Raw genomic sequence first — 19,264 nt, 5'->3', positions numbered from 1 at the left:
TTGGTTATCGCTTTATTGCCATTTGTTGTTGTAATTCCTTTCCTTCTGCATCTATAGTTCTTATGAAATAAGATCCTGTAGGCAGATCCTGAACTCCAAGAAGATAAGTTTCCACATTCTCACTTGCATCCATTTTCAGAAATTTCACCAACCTACCCGTAATATCATATACATAGATTTGGGTTAATGGCGTTGGCTCATCAAAGGAAACCGTAACGCTTTCATTAGCCGGATTTGGAAATATGTTCATAGAGGTAACCGACGTCTTCGCAGTGGAAGCGGACTGTACCACATTAAAGACTATTGTCAACGATTGACCCGCATTTCCAGTGCCCCCTGCCGAAGAATAAGGTGTTGCTTTAAGGGTATAGGATCCAACTAGGAAAGTTGTCGGTATATAATCACCGTTAAAGTCACCATAAAGGGCGTAAGGAGCGTTGGTCTCTGTCCATGTTCTGGTCAGAGTACCCGACAATTCAAATTTTACACTTCCAACAATTCCAGGATCCGTATTAGCCCTGATATTGACTCCTTCCCCATCATTTACATTCATATTATTCTGTATATCAAATAGGTCAAATTGGTTTTCCGCATCTATCAACGTAAAGCTTACCACCTTGTCGATATCGGTAGGATCAACAGCAATAACCTGAATGCTTGTGGTTCCAATTCCATCATCATCATCGGTTACTGAAAGAGTTACTGTTTTAGTACCCCCAGAACTATAGGTATGGGAAGGATTTTGGGAAGTTGAGGTAGTTCCGTCTCCAAAATTCCAAGAGTACCCAACAATGTTCCCATCATTATCCGTTGAACCTAAGCTTGAAAAATTAATTTTAAACGCAGTGTTGGCATCCGGGTTGCCTATTGCAACAGCTATTGGATTAACATTGCCTGGTGGTCCACTTACAACACTAAAATTAATTGTTTGGGTTGTTCCAACGGATGGTCTCGCCACTAAAGTGTAGTTCCCTACTGGAAAGGGTTTGCCTTGAATATCCACACCTATATCCCCGAACAATGAGTAAGGAGCAGAAGGTCCTTCGGACTTACTCTGACTTAATGGTCCTGTAAGTGTAAAATAAACATTACCCGGATTTAGATTAGGGTTATAGATGATACCCAAGGGAGTCTCTCCTATATCGGTTTTGGAAATCTGCAATCCATTGGTTAAAGTATATAATTGACTATCATTATTGGCATTCAATATAAATAGTGCCGCATTGCTGTTAGGTGCATTTACATTGACACTTACACTTGTTGTACCTATTGCCCCATCGTCATCCTTTACGGTAAGAGTACAAACAAAACTACCCTGGGTGATATAGGTATGTGACGGGTTGCTCTGGGTAGAGGTTACTCCATCCCCAAAGTCCCATTCGTAGGAGTCGATATTACCATCCGCATCACTGGAACCATTACTTGAAAAATTGACTAATAACGGTGCCGTTCCACTATTTGGCGAAGCGGTGACCACAGCAATTGGCGGTTGATTAATACTAGGATCAATTGCCGTTACACTAATATTTTTAGTACTAGTTGCGTTGTCATCATCTGTTAATGTAAGGCTAACACTATATATACCACCTGAGTCGTAAGTATGTGCTGGATTTTGCAGATTTGAGGTATTACCATCACCAAAATTCCATGAATACCCAGTTATAATTCCATCATTATCAGTGGATCCGGCACTCGAGAAATTAATTTTAAACGGAACACTATTGTCTGCGTTACCTGCTAGAGCCACAACTGGAGGCACATTGGCCGGAGGACCGCTTATAATCGAGAAATTAATTGTCTGACTTACTCCTGAAGAAGTAGAGGTTACCAAGGTATAATTCCCAATCGGGAAGGGCTGCCCTTGTATATCTACACCTATATCCCCAAATAAGGAATAAGGAGCAGATGGCCCTTCATATTTATTCTGATTTATGGGACCGGTCAACTTAAATGAGACATTACCAGGATTCAAGGCCGCATTATAAATAATCCCCAGAGGCGTATTTCCTATTGTACTTTTTTCAATCTGTAATCCATTGGTCAAGGCGAACATTGCATTATCGGTGTTGGCATTTACTACAATTACAGAAGCATTGTCTATTGGAGTACCCACTCTAATAGTTTGAGTGGCACTGTTTGAACAACCATTACCATCTTCATAAGTATAGACTATAGAATAGTTTCCACTTCCTATTGCAGGGTTAAAGGAATTATTACTCACCCCTGTACCACTATATACACCTCCAGAAGGACTACCTCCCGTTAGGGCAAACGGACTATCTGTTATAAGTACATCGGCAAAAGGTGCCAAGGTTACTTCAGGAAGTGTTGGTCCATTTAAAGTAACAGTCAAATCTTCAGAACAACCATTGGCATCGGTAACTGTAACATTATAAGTACCAGCTCTCAATCCACTAACTGTAGCAGTGTTTAAATTGGCATTATGGCTCCAATTATATGTAAGAGGACCCACAAACCCAACGGTGTTGATGACTATAGAACCATCGTTGCTATTACAAGCGCTAGGGTTAGAAGAAGTACCAACGCTTGCGTCAAAATTACTACATAATGGATTCTGATTTGTGAATTGAAAGGTTATGGTCTTTGGTAAACCTTGATTTCCACTCAATCCTGAATTGGCATATGGAGTAGCCGTAAGGGTATAATTCCCTATAGGAAACAACTCACCAATATAATCGCCAGTTGTTGCATTATCACCATACAATGTGAAGGGTGCAACACTTTCAGTTTGATTCCTACTCTTAGTGCCACTGAGCAATAACTTTACGCTACCCACATCCGGGGTAGCATTGGCCCTGATGGCAAGGTTGGTGGTGGCGTAAGTTCCAGCGTTGATCAATTTACCATTAGTCAATGGCATTATATCCTGATCTGTATCCGCATTTACAAGCGTAAATCCATTTACGGTAAGAGAAGCTGGGGCTGTAGTTTCTATGGTTACATTGAAACTACAGGTCTGATTGTTTCCTGCTGCATCTGTAACCTCAAAAATATTTAATGTTGTTCCTAGTGGAAAGTTAGAACCACTTGCAAGACCTTGAGTTTGCTGAATATTGGCATTAGGACAATTGTCACTAAAAAGTGGAGTCGTAAAATCCACGATGGCAGTTGAAACTCCTTCTGCAACCTGGATAACAATATCTTGCGGACAACTTATTGTTGGATTTTCAGAGTCTAGTACGGTAACGGTAAAACTACATGAAGATGTATTTCCTGATGCATCAGTAACGGTATAAACCTCTGTAGTTGTACCGATAGGGAAAAACTCCCCACTTCCCAAGCCTTGGGTTAGGTTGGTAATAGCCCCTGGAACATTGTCCGTTCCAACCGGTGCGGTGTAATCTACCACTGCTCCACATTGTCCATTATCATTGGAAATACTAATATCTCCCAAGCAAATAATTTCCGGATCTTCGTTATCTTCTTGAACAGTAACCGTAACCGTCCAATTCTTTTGAGTTCCGTTTTGAGCTGTAACTGTATAATTTACTGAGTTGGTAAAATCCAAAACTGTTCCCGAGGAAGGATTTATTGTGGCATCTGCCGAAATCCCAATACTAGGTGAAAGGCCAGTAACATCTGTTCCTGCAACAACGGTAACTCCTACTGTACCAGACGAAGCGTCAATAATTTCCGGTCCAAACTGTCCTTCGACACTAAAAGACTCAATGTTTTTCTGGGTGGAAGCCGTAAAATCAACTGTAACTGATTGTATACAAGAACTTATATTGCCAGCATTATCAGTAGCCTTCCATTCTATCTGCGTAGTCCCTACGGGATAAGCATCGTCTATTTCCTGACCATCATTACGTGTACTTGTTAATGTAACATCCAATTGTGAACATGAATCGAAAACAGGCGGTGCAGTAATTTCAACTACTACCGGATTACCATTGAAACTGGTTGCATTGATGTTAGCTGGACACCCGAAATTAGGCCCAACCTCATCATTTACAGTTATGGTCTGGATACAAGGCTCAGAAACATTACCAGTTTCGTCAGTGGCAGTCCAGGATACCGTAGTTACCCCTAAGGCATAGGGTTCCGTGAGTTCTAGTCCATCACTTCTAATTCCCTCAAAAGTTATAGTTCCACTCATATCTATGGCGGATACACCAGTTAGATTTAATTCTACTCCACAAAAATCTGGATCAGTAGAAGTCACAATATCATCTGGACATGTAATAACTGGTGCAGTGCTATCGAATACAATAACTGTTTGGGTTACCTCTGTGGCAGGATTTCCAGCTGCATCAAAAACATTATATGTAATAACGTATTCCCCTATGGTATTAGGATCAACGATATCACCTCCTATTTCAATTTCATCGGTCAAATCACCATCCGTATCATCGGTTGCACTGGCGCCCAAATTAATATAAGACGAGCCTAATTCCACTAGAAGCGGATCAACATCCAGAAGTGTTATCACTGGTGGTATATTGTCCGGTAGGTTTACCGTAAAATTCACTATAGCCGTAGCCTCTACATTTTCAAAAGCTGCATGAGTAGGATCTGCCACTACCAGAACAATGGTATTTGGTCCATCCACTATCCCATCTGCAGCTGTTAGGTCCCAGAATTCCTGTCCTATCTGTGAAGCTGTTGAAATCCGGGTTGCAGGATCAATATTATTTATATCCGATGGATTAACAAAAATATGATAGTGCTCTGTAAGATCATATAACACATCCGTTCCTGTCCATTCCAATCTTACATCGGTAGAATTCAATTCTGCAGCTTCTAAAGGAAGGTCTATAACCACACCGGGCCCGGAAACATTAACAGTTACGTTGGCTGTACCCACTTCTGAACCATTATCTGTCGCAGTTGCCGTCAAGGTCTGAACTCCTGGCGTAACAAATTGTCCGGAAATTGCCGAACCAATTCCGTCTAAAGGTGTTGTAGTAAATCTAGTGTCGTTTGAACTCCAACCGATAAAATTGGAAATGTCTCCATCCTCAATATCCAAAGCAGTTCCGGTAAGGGTAACATCTGTCCCCCGTATTACTGGATCTCCATTGGCTGGTGCCGTTATTGACACCACTGGCGGAGTGTTGTTAGGTTCAGAAATTAAACAAATACTGAATCCTTTTACAGATGGATTTTGATTACCTTTTTTAAAGTCGATATTCATAATACCGTCCGTAACTTCAACGATAAAAGTTTCAACCTTTGCTATGTTGAACCCACCAGCGGCTAAAGATGGTCTATAGTCATCCAACACCAGATCACCTTCTATTTCTACATCAAAAATCCTAGCGTTACCGGGATTGGCTTCTCCAGTCCAGTTTTCATTGAATAAAATATTTACTTCGTAAGTACCGTTAGCTGGAAACTCCCAGTTCATTAAAACCCCGCCATCTATATGCCGCTCCGTTTGAAAAATGGCATCAGGATATCCTGTGGTGTTTGATACCAAGGCTACATTTGAGCCAAAGGTTTTATCTACAATACCCTTGTAATAAGGGGAAGGAGTTCCTGTACCAGCAGTTCCACCGGCCCCAGCAACAGATTGATCTGCTTCGAAATCCCCTCCTAATAATCCTTGGATGGGACCTCCTGCATTTACCCTAAAAGCCACATTACATGCTGCAATGGCCGACTGGGAAATATCAAAATTCTTAATATTAACACCAGCATTAAAATCCAAGCGAATCGTCTGGATTCCTGGATTGCTGATGTCTACAGAAGTAAAATATGAAGCATAAGTCTGCCAGTTCCCCGTCGATAAAACATTGGCAGATCCAACAGCAGAAAAACCACCTCCATTTTCTTCGGAAATGGTTATAACCGTTGTTCCGCCATTGCCCTTTGCCGCCGAGAACTCTATATCGTATACACCTGGAGCTGGAACATCTATTAAATACTCTGCAAAATCCCCTCCATCTATATAACCAATATTCTGAGCTGCATTGGCTTCAATTGCAATCGTAAATGGCAACGAGGGATTCGGACCGTACCATGGCAAAGGATTACTAAACGTCCTGGCAAAAATATTTGCAGGAATCGGTTGGGCAATATTAATATTAAAGCTCTGTTTTACAGCTGGATTAACACCATCATCGGCAGTGACTTCGGCCAAATAGGAACGACCATCTCCTTGAACAGTACTCCAATTAAGTACATAACTACCACCGCCATTATCCGTAAAGGTATACTCCGTAGAAGGCACAATAGTGGACGGCAATAAAGGATTGTTTGTTCCTCCATTACTTTTATCATATATGACAATACTGGCATTGAATACATCTTTATCATCAGAAACAACAATATTAGCAGATGCTGTTGATCCCTCGGCCACTTCAATATCATTTATGGCGGCGATACTAGGAGGAAGATCAGTTCCAGAAGGATAAATTGTAATAGTAAACTCTGCCGTTACAGGAGCACTGACCCCATCATCAATTATGGCGTTGACTAAATGATCACCTACCTCAGCGACCACAGGAGTACCCTCCAATTGATTGTTGGACGGATTATAACTTAAGGAGGCTGGCAGGTTATTAAATACAATATTCAACTGATCACTATCCACAATATTCAAGGTTTCTGCAACAGCGGCAAGTGCCTCAAATTGAAGATTGCTGATATTGGCTATTGGATGAACATTTGTGGCAGACGTCGCCGTAACGCACAGTCCGGATATTTTTCCATTATCGACTGTCGCAGGTCCAACTTGCACATTTAGACTTCCATCAACAACCTCAACATAATACGTCCTGACAACAGCCGTTTTGTTGGCAGAAATACCGTCTTTAATTGGATCTACCAAATCGTATTCATCCAAAATAACATTTCCTTCCAATAACACGTCGAAAACCCTACCCTCAGCATTAGGATGATATACCTCGGCGAAGTACAGATCCACTTGATAATAGCCATTTGGAACAGGGATCTCATACATCAATGGAGGGTTGGCACTATCCTTACCCCCATAAATTTCCTTTTGAAACAATAAAAGTTCATTGGGAGTGGATGTTCCACTAATTGCACCATTATAACCTAAATAAGCCTTACCACCAGTCCGTAAAAAGGACGCCCCAGTCGGTGGCGTGGTTGCGGGATCTCCAACGAAATTGCGACCAAAAGCAGTAAGTGCATCATTACCACTGGCTATACATAATTGGAAAGCATTTTCTATAAACGTAGCACTTATACTTGCAGTTGCCTGAACATCTGTGAACTCATATGAGGCTACGGGACCGACAGAACTTCCATTTACTAGAACATCTTCTATTTCAAACCCTTGGTCCGGTGTTATAGTAAAAATAATATTATCCCCTTGATTGACCTGCGTAGTGGATGGGGATATAGTCCCGTTTAAGCCAGGATTAGTAGTGATAGTATATGTATTAACTACAACTTGGGAGACATTTACGGTACGTACTACCTCTGCCGCAGGATTCTCAGCTGCATCCATTACATTATATGTAACCATATAACTACCTACCGTATTGGTATCCACCACATCTCCACCTATAGTTACATATTCACTAATATCACCATCTGTTTCATCGTTGGCATTGGCTCCCTGTTCAATATAAACATCGCCAACCGATAAATTGACAACCTCATCTCCGATGAGGGTAATAACCGGAGGTATTATATCTGTTACTCCAACCGTAATTGTAGATCCACTTACACCAGATAATATGTTATGCCCCCCAAAGGTAACTTTTGAAGGAAGTCCGCTAAATTCCAAATTCGTAGAACCTTCAGCTATTGCGGTAAATTGTATTTCGAGCAAATCAAAATCTGAATTGGGAAAGGCTGAAAAAGTACCCGCCGCATAATTGATCACACCTAAAGAATTATCAAATTCCGATCCTATGATTTGAACAGGCAATGGATTGGGCTGTGACAGACTTATACTTGTAACCTCTATAATACTTGGATCAAAACTCATATGTACTTCGGCCGCATCAGCATTTTGATCGGTCTCAACCTGCACCGTAATTGAAAATGTTTCATTAGGTGCAACCGTAAGTGAGGACGGATCAGTCGTTATTTGGACCTGACCCAAGAGGGATGAACTACAGCATAATAATACAAGCAGGATCCCTGCTACCCTTCTTTCCAATTTATTGGACTGAACAAGGTGAATTGGCAAGAAAAAACCAATAAGTTTACGTAAAAATCTATGCATAATGTGGAGTATTAAAATTATGTGTGGAATGATTATTTAATATTATCAGATTCAATAAATCTATTTGGCTTATTCTCTTAGATTCAACAGTCCTTAGACGGAAGTACTCATAAAACCAATGCCATTTCAGCCATATTACGTTGCAATTGGGTGAAATTGAATTAAGAGCAAAACAAAACTTCTTAAGGTAATTTTTTTTCATAAAAATCCTGTTGGTCATGACCACAACCAAGCGAAGCACATAGAGATCTGGGGTGCAAATCAACTAAATGTAATAACAAAAAAAATGGGGGATATTTTTTTACTAAAACTAACTCTATAAAAAACCTATAATATCAATATTGCAATTAATAATGATATTCTCTATTGATTAATTATAAGAGGGGATAAATATTAACATAAAATGTTAAATTTTGTGAAAAGAGTACACAATTTCGATAAGTGGTATCAAATCATAGACAATCAACCAGCTTTAAATGCAATAAAATAGAATTAACAACAGGGGATATCAAATATTACCTAGGGCGTAATTTTGGAGATAAAATTCCAATCTCGAAATTACTATTAAGATACTTACAATGATTGAAAATTAATACTTAATAATTGGTCATATTTACGGAAAAAGTACGATTAAAACTCTTATAAATACTAAAGGAATAACTTACAGAATTTGATAAATTAGGCCCATTGAAATTTTCAAAAACTATTCTCCGGCACCTTGCCCAACACGCCTTTAAAAAATGCCTTGTAGGTTGCAAAATCCTTTTCTTTGTCATCGGTAGGATATTGAGGTTTGGAGATTTTAATCTGCTTGTTTCCAAAGTCGAAAGCTACCATCACAATGGGAACTTCGGCCGCTTTGGCAATAAAATAGAAACCGGTTTTCCATTCCGCAACCTTTTTCCTAGTTCCCTCCGGGGAAAGCGCCAGTCTGAACTTTTTATTTTGATCAAATATTTTGGTTATGGCACTCACAGTATCCATATTTTTGCTTCTATCTATAGGAGCACCGCCCATCCAGCGAAAATACCAACCAAATGGAGGTTTAAACAGTGCTTTCTTTCCTATAAAATGGATATCCTCGTTCAAAACCCTCCTAATCAAAAGTCCCAAAAAGAAATCGACCCAACTGGTATGCGGCACCACAATTACAACACATTTGTCCACCTGCGGAAAGGAACCTACTAATTTCCAACCTAAAATTTTAAAATAAATAAATTTGGCAAGGGTCTGCATAAACCATAAAATTATTTAAAATATTCGGAGCCTTTTGTACTTGATCGAGATATCCCTATTTACCAACACCCGCCTTGTCTACATGTGCCACAAAACCCAGCACTAATCAAAACATACAGCATCATCATCTTAGGTCGATTATATTTTTTGATAGATCGACTTTAATTTTTCAGGCGTTATTATAGTTCGCCATTCCTTTCCAATAGCATTTTCCCATAGCGGCACAAGGCCAAGGGCCACATTGGTCATAATTTCAAAATCATCATTGGTCAGTTCACTACAGATACCTTTTGGGAGCTGAATATTGTGCTTTTCCTTCATTTTATTAAATAATTCCACCCCTTCAGGATAGAACTCCTTCAAATGCTGAAACACCAAACAATTCCCAATTCCATGTCTAACTCCTAATAAATAGGATAGACCATAGCTCATGGCGTGTGCAACCCCAACTTGGGAATAGGCTATACTCATACCCCCATGCCAGGAAGCCATCATTAATTTATTTCTGGCTTCATCCATTTGCAGATCTTCCAAATAGACCTCTTTACACAATTCCAGTGCCTTTTCTCCGTAGCTCTGGCTAAAGGCATTCAAATAAGTACCATTTAGGGATTCTATACAATGTATAAAACAGTCCATACCAGTATAAAACCATTGCTCCTTGGGCACCCCTTTTGTTAAATCGGGATCCATAAGCACTTGGTCAAAAGTGGTATAATCAGAGTTTATCCCTAGTTTTTTCTCCGGCCCCAATAGTACCGTTGTCCGGGACACTTCTGCACCTGTACCACTAATGGTGGGTATACCCACGTGATATATGGATGGTTTTTTTACCAAATCCCAACCTTGATACTGATAGGCATTGCCCTTATTGGTCAGCATTATTGCCACGGCTTTCGACAGATCCAGCAAGGTGCCTCCACCAATACCAATAATTCCGGAAGGCAGATGGTCATAATCGTTTTTTATTTTACGGACCAGAGCATCTACTTGGTCCGTTTTTGGCTCCTCGTCCGCCGAAATGAATATTATCTGATCATTAAAAATTAACGGTATTCTGGAAATTAGATCGGTGCCTTCGAATACATCGTCCACCAAAAAAATAAATGGAGCCTCGGAATTAACCCGTTTTGGCAACAAAATCTCTCCCAATTGCCCAAAACAACCCGCACCAAATATAACGCGCGGCACCATAGGAAAGTTCTTGAAATTCGTCTTCAATTCAGGGCTTATAATTGTGTTGATATTTTTACTCTTTATGTCCATAAACTTATTTAAGATACTTTAAAATATCGGAGATAGTACTTAAGGTAAGATGATCATTATTATGCTCCTCCATCCTTACCTCTTCGTGCTGCCAAGTAGTATGAAAGGGAATATGTACGGCCTTTGCTCCTATTTTCAGTATTGGCAGTACATCCGATTTTAAAGAATTTCCAATCATTAAAAACTCCTCCACAGGAATTTCCAAATGCTCCAGTAGATTCTTATAATTTCCTTCTTTTTTATCGCTCAGAACTTCTACATGGTGAAAATATTGGGACAGGCCAGATTTTTCCAATTTCCTCTCTTGGTCCAACAAATCCCCTTTGGTCAATACTATTAGACGATACTTATCCTTCAATGCTTCCAATACCTGCTCCACGCCGTCCAATAATTCCACTGGATGCGACAACATTTCCTTCCCTAGATTCAAAATTTCCGTAATCGTTGCTTGCGAAATTCTATTATTGGACAGATCCAGGGCAGATTCTATCATGGACAGCATAAAACCCTTAATACCATAACCATAAAGTTCAAGGTTCTTGATCTCTGTTTTAAACAGCTCCTGATCTATTTGATTCTTGGTTTCATAGCCATCCAAAAGACTGGCAAATTTTTCTTCTGCATTCCTAAAATACGTTTCATTTACCCATAGGGTATCATCGGCATCAAAACCCACCACTGTAATATTGCCAAAATCTACTTCCATACCTTCTTTGCTTTTTCCAAATCTTCCGGGGTGTCTATTTCTATACCTGAAACGCTGGTTTCTACCATCTTTATTTTTTTTCCATATTCCAGATATCGAATGGCTTCTATTTTTTCCGTGGCCTCCAAAATAAGCATGGGCAATCTCTGAAAATCCATCAATGCACTTTTTCTAAAGGCATAGATTCCCTTGTGCTTAAAATATGGTATATCCAACTCCCTTGACCTGGGATATGGAATTGGGGCCCTAGAAAAATAAAGGGCAAAATTTTGATTGTCCACTATTACCTTTACGGTATTGGGGTCATTAATCTCTACCCAATCATTAATTCTAGTCATTAAGGAAGCTAGATCAATTTCTTTCTTAACGTCATCCTTAAAAACTTCGATTACACTGGCCAGACTCTCCCTGTCCGTAAATGGTTCATCTCCCTGAACGTTTACGATGATATCAACATCCATGGATTCCACTGCCTCGGCAATACGGTCGCTTCCACATTCATGTTGCTTTACACTCATTATGGCCTTGCCACCTATATTGGTAATGGTATCATATATAGTAGTACTGTCCGTAACTACATAAACTTCCTGAAACAAACCCGTTTTTACGGCTGCTTCATAAGTTCTCTGTATTACCGGTTTCCCTTGAAGGTCCTGCATAAGCTTACCTGGAAATCTTGAGGCTGCATAACGAGCCGGTATCATTGCAATGATTTTCATATGTGGATATTAATTGTTTTTAACGATCATATGCAATACGCATAACTTCATTGATTTTGCGACCGGTTTTGGGTCATGCTCATTTCACACGATAATTATTTAAAATTAATTTGGATTATGTTCCCGGTCTAAATTTTCTATATAACCTATAAATAACTATCAATATTATAAGGACCAAAAACGCAGCAAGAATAGGAGCGAAAATTGATGCTGTAGTTACTACTGCCGCAGTTCCCGTTTCCACCAGACCAATAACAGGATTGGCCGTTCCCCCTGTGGTGGCCGTAGAAGCTAATCTGCCGGTAGCCGAAGCTCCTTTTATTGCGGTAGCCGTTCCCCCTCCCGCAATTATAGCCAGGGTCCAGGTAATCACTGGATCTAGATTGGAGGCCGTTGACACCATAACGGCGGTACCCGCCAAAGCAGCCATAGGTATCGCGAAACTATCCAACAAATTGTCCAACCAAGGAATAAAATATGCGAATATTTCAACCATTGTGGCAACGCCAAAGGTTATTAGGGCCGCCAAAGTCCCTATCCATTCCCAATTTTCATTTAGTTGCCAAACATCAAAATAAGCGGCCAAACTTAAAGCAAACAAAGGCAAAAAAATTCTGAAGCCTACAGATGCAGCCAGCCCAATACCTAAAAATATGCTTAAAACGGTCTCAAAAGTCATATTCCTAAACTTTAATGCGAAATTAGGCTATTCCTAATCAACAAAAAAATCGTCCTTAAAGCCTATGAGATACAATTTGTCCTTTGCCCTGGTCACGGCGGTATACAACCAACGAAGATATTCTTTGTCTATTCCGTTCGGTAAATACGGCTGTTCAACAAAGACAGTATTCCATTGCCCGCCCTGGGACTTATGACAGGTAATGGCGTAAGAGAATTTAACTTGCAGCGCATTAAAAAACTTATTGTTCTTTACTGCCAAAAACTTTTTGTATTTGGATTTCTCATCAGCATAGTCTTTCATAACTTCCTGATATAGACGGTTGCCATCATCATAGGACAAGGATGGGGTCTCCGCCATAATGGTATCCAATAAAAGGACTGTTTCAAACGGTTTTTGATTAGGATAATCTACCATTTTCACCTTTACCTCTGCAAACTTAAAACCGTACAACTCTTTTATGGCAAATATCTCCAGCACTTCAATGATATCACCGTTGGCAATAAAACCGGCCTCGGAAGTAGGTTTCAGCCAGAAATAGTTGTTTTTAACTACCATCATATAGTCCCCTGTGGCCAACTCGTTTTCCAGGTATAGGATTCTATTCCTAATATTCTCATTGTAAAGATTGGCCCGCTTATTGGAGCGCACTATAATGGCGGTTTCCTCTTTACCATTTTGCGAATAGGAATCGTCTATAGCCTCTTGGATATCATTGCCATCCACCAAGCGAACGATATCTGTATAATGGCTGACCGAAAACTTAAAATCATCAAAGAATTCAGATTGCAGCTGTTCCCTTAAGTTGGTGGCGTTTACTAAAATTCCGGAATCCTCTGCCTGCCTCACTACCTCATCCAACTCCAATTTAATAACTTCCTTATTATAATTTAAGGCTAATTGATTTTCATCCAGAGCCGGACTAATATTTAAATGCACGGGAGGAAGCTGTGCGGTATCACCTATTAGGATTAGTTTACAATTATGTCCCGAATACACATACATTAGCAAATCGTCCAGGAGCGACCCATTTTCCATCAACTTCGAATCCGTGGGAGTATCCGGAATCATAGAGGCCTCATCCACAATAAAAATGGTATTTCTATGCTTATTGGGCGATAAAACGAATTGTACCCCACCCCCACTCTGTTTTTTGGGAAAATAAATTTTTCTATGAATCGTAAAAGCCTGTGTTCCGGAGTAATTGGACATTACCTTAGCGGCCCTACCGGTAGGAGCCATTAAAACCGCCTTCATAGTGGTCTTCCAAAGATTGGTCACAATAGTTCCCACAATGGTAGTTTTTCCAGTACCAGCGAACCCTTTCAACATAAAAACACTATCCTTTTCCTTGGATAAAACAAAACTTGCAAGTTTTTGTAAAGCCACTGACTGCTTGGCAGTTGGATCATGTGGAAATTTGTCTGTCAGTAGTTTAAAAAAAGTAGCGTCGGTTATAGAAGTCATAGGACATCAAAGATAATCAGTATTTTTAAGGTCAAATACTTTTACCATTAAAAAAAAATTGTAGATTTGTGACAACCACTAAATAAAATAACACTTACAAAATGAAGACCATTTTACAAATTTTCCTTTGGATAGTATCTATCGTGTTGGGTTATATGATATATAATTCTGTAAACGGCCCAATTGAATTTAAGAAAGTTAAGCAAGAACGTTTTGCCAAGGTAATATCAAATTTGAAGGACATTAGAAATTCCCAAGAAGCCTATAAAACTGTAAATGGTAGATATGCTAAGGATTTTGAGTCCCTAGTAAGTTTTGTTGATACTGGTAAATATACCATTACCCAACAGAGAGATTCCTCTTATTTGGAGTACGACAAGAATTTTGGTATCGATATGTTGAAAGAAGTTAAAATAATAGATACACTTGGTACTGTTTCTGTTAAGGATTCATTATTCAAAAAAGACGATCGTTTTAAGACAATGATGAACGTACCATATGCTCCTAATGGCGAAAAATTTGAAATGAAGTCGACCATTATCGAAAAAAGCGGATACAAAGCTCCAGTTTTCGAAGCTAAAGTTAGCAAGAACATTGTATTACATGACCAACCCAAAGCTTTGTTGGCAAGGGAAAATAGCCAAATCAATGTAGACGAGGTAAATGGAAATGTAATTAAGGTTGGATCTTTGACCGAGGTAAGCACCAGTGGAAATTGGCCATCTATATATGACAAACGAAACGACCAATAACATTTTAGAAAATTCTAAATCGGAATATCATAAATTGTCCATTCAAGTTAGCTTGAATGGACTTTCTTTTTGTGTCCTGGACACACTTTCCAACACCATTCTTGCTTCTGAAAGGATGTTGTTTGAAAATGAACTTACCCCATATGCCGTTCAAAAGGAAATAAAGCAACTTTTTGAGAAAAATAAAATAAGGGATGTAAAGTTTTCAGAAGTCGTTGTAATACATAGAAACAATCTTTTCAGCTTAGTACCACAGGCACTTTTCAACGAAGATGAACTGGCCAATTACCTAAAATTCAATGCCAAAATCCTAGCAAACGACCATCTGGAATATGATGAAATCAAAAATCTGGATATGGTAAACGTTTATGTTCCCTTTATGAATATAAACAATTATATATACGACCTTTTCGGTGAATTTGAATTTATGCACCATGGAACAATCATGATCCAAACCTTGACAAACCACCATGGAAACCAAAGCGAACCCATATGTTATGTTCATCTCATAGAGGGACATATGGACATTGCCGTAATTTCAAACAAAAAATTGATCCTATACAATAACTTCAGTTTTGCTACCAAGGAGGATTTTATTTACTATCTATTATTCACCTTGGAACAATTAAAATTGGATACAGAAACCACTAAACTCAAACTTTTTGGATCTATTGAGGAAGGCGACGAACTATACAATATGTGCCATCAATACATAAGGGAAATTTCCATTTTCGTTCCCTCCAACACTTCATTTTATCATTTTGGGGGATCGGACAAGGAAACCATAGATTTTACACTACTAAACACTCTTTAATGCGTATTATATCTGGTAAAAACAAAGGCCAAAGACTAACTGCCCCCAAAAAGCTCCCTGTCCGCCCCACAACCGATATGGCTAAAGAGGCCCTCTTTAATATACTCAATAACCAATATTACTTTAACGAGGTAAGCGTATTGGATCTATTTGCCGGGACTGGAAATATCAGTTACGAGTTTGCATCTAGAGGCTCTGAAAATATTACCGCAGTAGATGCGGACTTTGGATGTATCAAGTTTATTACGGCAACATCCTCGGAAATGGACTTCCCCATAACGACCATCAAGAAAGATGTTTTTCAATATTTGCAGACCAACTCTGTAAAAGCGCATATTATATTTGCCGATCCGCCCTACGATCTGTCACCTGAAGAATTCGCTGCTATTCCCAAACTGGTATTTGAAAAGCAGTTACTGCTAGAGAATGGTGTTTTGATCATTGAGCATTCCAAACATACCGATCTATCACATTTGGAGCATTTCACTAACCAAAGAAGATATGGTGGCAGTGTTTTTAGTTTTTTCGAATGGACTGAAGAATAACTATAGTATTATAGGACCCAATTACATTGAAAAGATACCACAGAAGGTAGGGTTAGGTAGACATTTTATCATTCGGGGTGGTATTAAGCTCTAATTACAACACCTAGGACGGCATTAATTTAAAGAATCTTCCCTGGACGACATTCGTCAACAAGATACCGCCTGAAGCGGCAGTATTCGTAAGAATTCATACCCCGGATTACATTAATCAAAAGGATACCGCCTGAGGCGGCATCAATTCGACTACGTATTTGCTGTGCAAATACTGTCTCATTAAAAAAAAGCAGGTCATAAGCCGGATTCTGTTGGCCTTGAATAATTTCAGGGCCTCCTTATCATTTATCTAGGCCAAAAGTTACCCTTTGGCTCCAACCGCCTACCCTTCAGCTCGGGCGTGCAGCCCTCAAACACTGATTTACATGACGTTGCACCGTATAGAGTTTACCTGGTTTCACTACAGCATAACCTGTACATACTTTCTGTTGCACTTGTCCTCATCTCTCAATGGACGGGCGTTACCCGCTATACTGCACTATGGTGTCCGGACTTTCCTCCCCCCACGGAACGCGGGGAGCGATAAGGCGACCTGCTGATACAAAGGTAATTCAATTGTTGATAAATAAAGTACTAAAGAAAGTTAAATAGGCCCTTTAATGCAATGCTATTTTTATATTTGTACTTCACCCATCGGCGTATTATTTTTACACCGAATATAAGTTAATAGCCTTGGAACCTTTTATAGTATCCGCACGAAAATACAGGCCCCAAACATTTAAGGATGTTGTTGGGCAACAGGCTATTACCAACACCTTGACCAACGCCATAGACAACGATCACCTGGCTCAGGCACTATTGTTTACTGGTCCTAGAGGTGTAGGAAAAACTACTTGCGCCCGTATTCTGGCAAAGCAGATCAACCAAGATGGTAGAACGGACGAAGACGAGGACTATGCCTTTAACATCTTTGAGCTGGATGCCGCATCCAATAATTCGGTAGATGATATAAGGGAGCTTACAAGTCAAGTACGCATACCCCCCCAGGTTGGAAAATATAAGGTATATATTATTGACGAGGTGCACATGCTGTCCCAGGCCGCCTTTAACGCATTCTTAAAGACGCTTGAAGAGCCACCTGCCCATGCCATATTTATATTGGCCACAACTGAAAAGCATAAAATTATCCCTACAATTCTATCTCGCTGTCAGATATTTGATTTTAAGCGCATCACCGTTAAGGATGCCGCCGAATACCTTAAATATATTGCGGAGAACCAAGAAATAGAGGCTGAGGACGATGCGCTTCATATTATAGCCCAAAAAGCAGACGGCGCTATGCGCGATGCCCTATCCATCTTTGACAGGGTCGTGAGTTACTCTGGCAAAAAATTGACCAGGAAAGCCGTAACCGAGAACTTGAACGTTCTTGATTACGACACCTATTTCGCTGCTACAGATCTTATTCTAAAACACGATATTCCCGGCCTATTGATACTTTTCAATGAAACTTTGGCCAGGGGTTTTGACGGACACCATTTTATAAGTGGCCTGGCTTCACATTTTAGGGATCTAATGGTATGCCAGCATCAAAACACTATTGAACTCCTAGAAGTTGGGGAGGAGGCAAAGAAACACTATAGCGAACAATCCAAAAATACTACTAGTAGCTTCTTATTATCAGCGATTGATTTGGCAAACGATTGCGACATAAAGTACAAGTCCAGTAAAAATCAGCGTCTTCTTGTTGAATTGACCTTAATGAAATTAGCCTCTATCGATTTTGATGGAGAAAAAAAAAAGTCTGAATCCTTAGGGAATGGTCGTAACAAACCAGATTTTATAATCCCTGCCTCCTTTTATAGGGTTAGTCGCCCCACCTCGGAAGGGAAAGAAATAAAATCCAACCAATCGGAGGTAAAAACCATCAATCCCGATGCGCCCAATACCGAAAGGGCCATCGTACAGGAACAAACTGTCCAAAATCAATCTTCTCCTGCCAACACTACCCAAAAGCCCCTAAGGAATGAAGGTAACGGAGCCGCAAATATTGCCCAGGAATCAAATCCTGCACCTAGGACCAAAATCAACATAAAATCTACCGAAAGGAGGGTCTCTGGTCTTTCGCTGTCCAGCTTAAAGGCTAAAAAAGAACATCAACTGAACAAAAAAGAGGATGTTATTGACGAAAGCAACCTTCCCAAAGCTAATTTTACAGAGGAAGAAATGCAAAAACATTGGGCAGATTTTGTTGACATTTTGGATAATGATGGACGGAAAATTTTGGCATCCAACCTGCATTCTGATGTACCCAAGCTTACCGATAATTTCACCATTTGGATAGAATTACCAAATGGCACCATGAAAAAGGAAATTGAGCGGGAAAAGTACGATCTAATGGAGTATTTAAAGCTAAAACTCAATAATCATTTTATACAACTGCGAATAACTGTAAACGAGGCCACTGCCAAGAAATTTGCATTTACCCCGGAAGAAAAGTATCTAAAATTAAGGGAGAAAAATCCGGCTATCGATCTTTTGAGAAAAGAGTTCGATTTAGATATTTAGCGCCCTTACAACCTTAACCCTCCAAGCATAAAACAACATTACCAAGGCATTGATTAGGAGCCCCAAGGACTCCCTGGCATGTTCTATATTATCTATATTTCCACCACCTATTGAAACTCCTTCAAAGTGATCCGGCCAGAAAATCCACGCCCCAATTAAGTAAGCAAAGGCAAGAACAACTGGAATCAATAAATTTAATTTACCAAGGAAAAATAAAAATGAAGCCACTGCGGCTATTCCATATATGATATACCACATAAAGGCATCCGGATCGTTATACTGGACCAATGCCGCCCAAACAAACAATATGGTAAATACTCCCGAAAATATCTTGGAAAAAAGTCGCAT

The 19,264-nt window shown here is 39.7% G+C and carries 12 protein-coding genes and 1 other RNA gene; 4 read left to right on the top strand and 9 right to left on the bottom strand.

Annotated elements, in window-relative coordinates; genetic code table 11:
• Positions 1-4 precede the first annotated feature (4 nt).
• The 7 genes from MWU82_RS07315 to MWU82_RS07285 all read right to left on the bottom strand — a co-directional run bounded on the left by MWU82_RS07315 (position 5) and on the right by MWU82_RS07285 (position 14,243).
• Complete coding sequence (locus tag MWU82_RS07315) at positions 5-8,170, bottom strand: PKD domain-containing protein (RefSeq protein ID WP_247095865.1); 8,166 nt, start codon at positions 8,168-8,170, stop codon at positions 5-7.
• 696 nt (positions 8,171-8,866) lie between these two features.
• Positions 8,867-9,406 carry a 1-acyl-sn-glycerol-3-phosphate acyltransferase gene (locus MWU82_RS07310; RefSeq protein ID WP_247095863.1) on the bottom strand — a complete coding sequence of 180 codons (540 nt, stop codon included), beginning with the start codon at positions 9,404-9,406 and terminating at the stop codon, positions 8,867-8,869.
• Positions 9,407-9,544: 138 nt separating this feature from the next.
• Positions 9,545-10,672, bottom strand: a complete 1,128-nt coding sequence (locus MWU82_RS07305) for an iron-containing alcohol dehydrogenase family protein (protein ID WP_247095861.1) — start codon at positions 10,670-10,672, stop codon at positions 9,545-9,547.
• Positions 10,673-10,676: 4 nt separating this feature from the next.
• Positions 10,677-11,378 carry an HAD family hydrolase gene (locus MWU82_RS07300; RefSeq protein ID WP_215946545.1) on the bottom strand — a complete coding sequence of 234 codons (702 nt, stop codon included), beginning with the start codon at positions 11,376-11,378 and terminating at the stop codon, positions 10,677-10,679.
• Positions 11,369-12,097 (bottom strand): 3-deoxy-manno-octulosonate cytidylyltransferase, encoded by a 729-nt coding sequence (gene kdsB, locus MWU82_RS07295; protein ID WP_247095859.1) that lies wholly within the window; start codon positions 12,095-12,097, stop codon positions 11,369-11,371. Before kdsB ends, MWU82_RS07300 begins: the two co-directional genes overlap by 10 nt.
• Positions 12,098-12,212: 115 nt before the next feature.
• Positions 12,213-12,776 (bottom strand): DUF4126 domain-containing protein, encoded by a 564-nt coding sequence (locus MWU82_RS07290; RefSeq protein WP_247095857.1) that lies wholly within the window; start codon positions 12,774-12,776, stop codon positions 12,213-12,215.
• Between the two features lie 33 nt (positions 12,777-12,809).
• Complete coding sequence (locus MWU82_RS07285) at positions 12,810-14,243, bottom strand: AAA family ATPase (protein WP_215946543.1); 1,434 nt, start codon at positions 14,241-14,243, stop codon at positions 12,810-12,812.
• Between the two features lie 101 nt (positions 14,244-14,344).
• Between MWU82_RS07285 and MWU82_RS07280 the strand changes: the two genes are divergently transcribed.
• From MWU82_RS07280 to MWU82_RS07270, 3 genes are read left to right on the top strand one after another with little or no spacing between them, the layout of a single operon-like run.
• A complete protein-coding gene (locus tag MWU82_RS07280; protein WP_215946542.1) occupies positions 14,345-14,995 on the top strand; it encodes a hypothetical protein in 651 nt (216 codons plus the stop codon).
• A complete protein-coding gene (locus MWU82_RS07275) occupies positions 14,973-15,809 on the top strand; it encodes a DUF3822 family protein (RefSeq protein WP_215946541.1) in 837 nt (278 codons plus the stop codon). Before MWU82_RS07280 ends, MWU82_RS07275 begins: the two co-directional genes overlap by 23 nt.
• A complete protein-coding gene (locus MWU82_RS07270) occupies positions 15,809-16,354 on the top strand; it encodes an RsmD family RNA methyltransferase (RefSeq protein WP_247095855.1) in 546 nt (181 codons plus the stop codon). Before MWU82_RS07275 ends, MWU82_RS07270 begins: the two co-directional genes overlap by 1 nt.
• A gap of 276 nt (positions 16,355-16,630) precedes the next feature.
• On the opposite strand, the gene rnpB is transcribed toward MWU82_RS07270, so the two are convergent.
• Positions 16,631-16,947, bottom strand: an RNA gene (gene rnpB, locus MWU82_RS07265) — RNase P RNA component class A.
• A 133-nt stretch (positions 16,948-17,080) separates the two neighbouring features.
• Between rnpB and MWU82_RS07260 the strand changes: the two genes are divergently transcribed.
• Positions 17,081-18,916 carry a DNA polymerase III subunit gamma/tau gene (locus MWU82_RS07260; protein ID WP_247095853.1) on the top strand — a complete coding sequence of 612 codons (1,836 nt, stop codon included), beginning with the start codon at positions 17,081-17,083 and terminating at the stop codon, positions 18,914-18,916.
• Here the strand turns inward: MWU82_RS07260 and MWU82_RS07255 are convergent.
• Positions 18,905-19,264, bottom strand: a complete 360-nt coding sequence (locus MWU82_RS07255; RefSeq protein ID WP_247095851.1) for a transmembrane 220 family protein — start codon at positions 19,262-19,264, stop codon at positions 18,905-18,907. The two genes, MWU82_RS07260 and MWU82_RS07255, sit on opposite strands and share 12 nt — an antisense overlap.

It is taken from the genome of Arenibacter sp. S6351L, assembly GCF_023016025.1.
GTDB lineage: Bacteria > Bacteroidota > Bacteroidia > Flavobacteriales > Flavobacteriaceae > Arenibacter > Arenibacter algicola_B.
The sequence above is the reverse complement of the archived record's forward strand: the minus strand, read 5'-3'. Positions and strand labels throughout refer to the sequence as shown.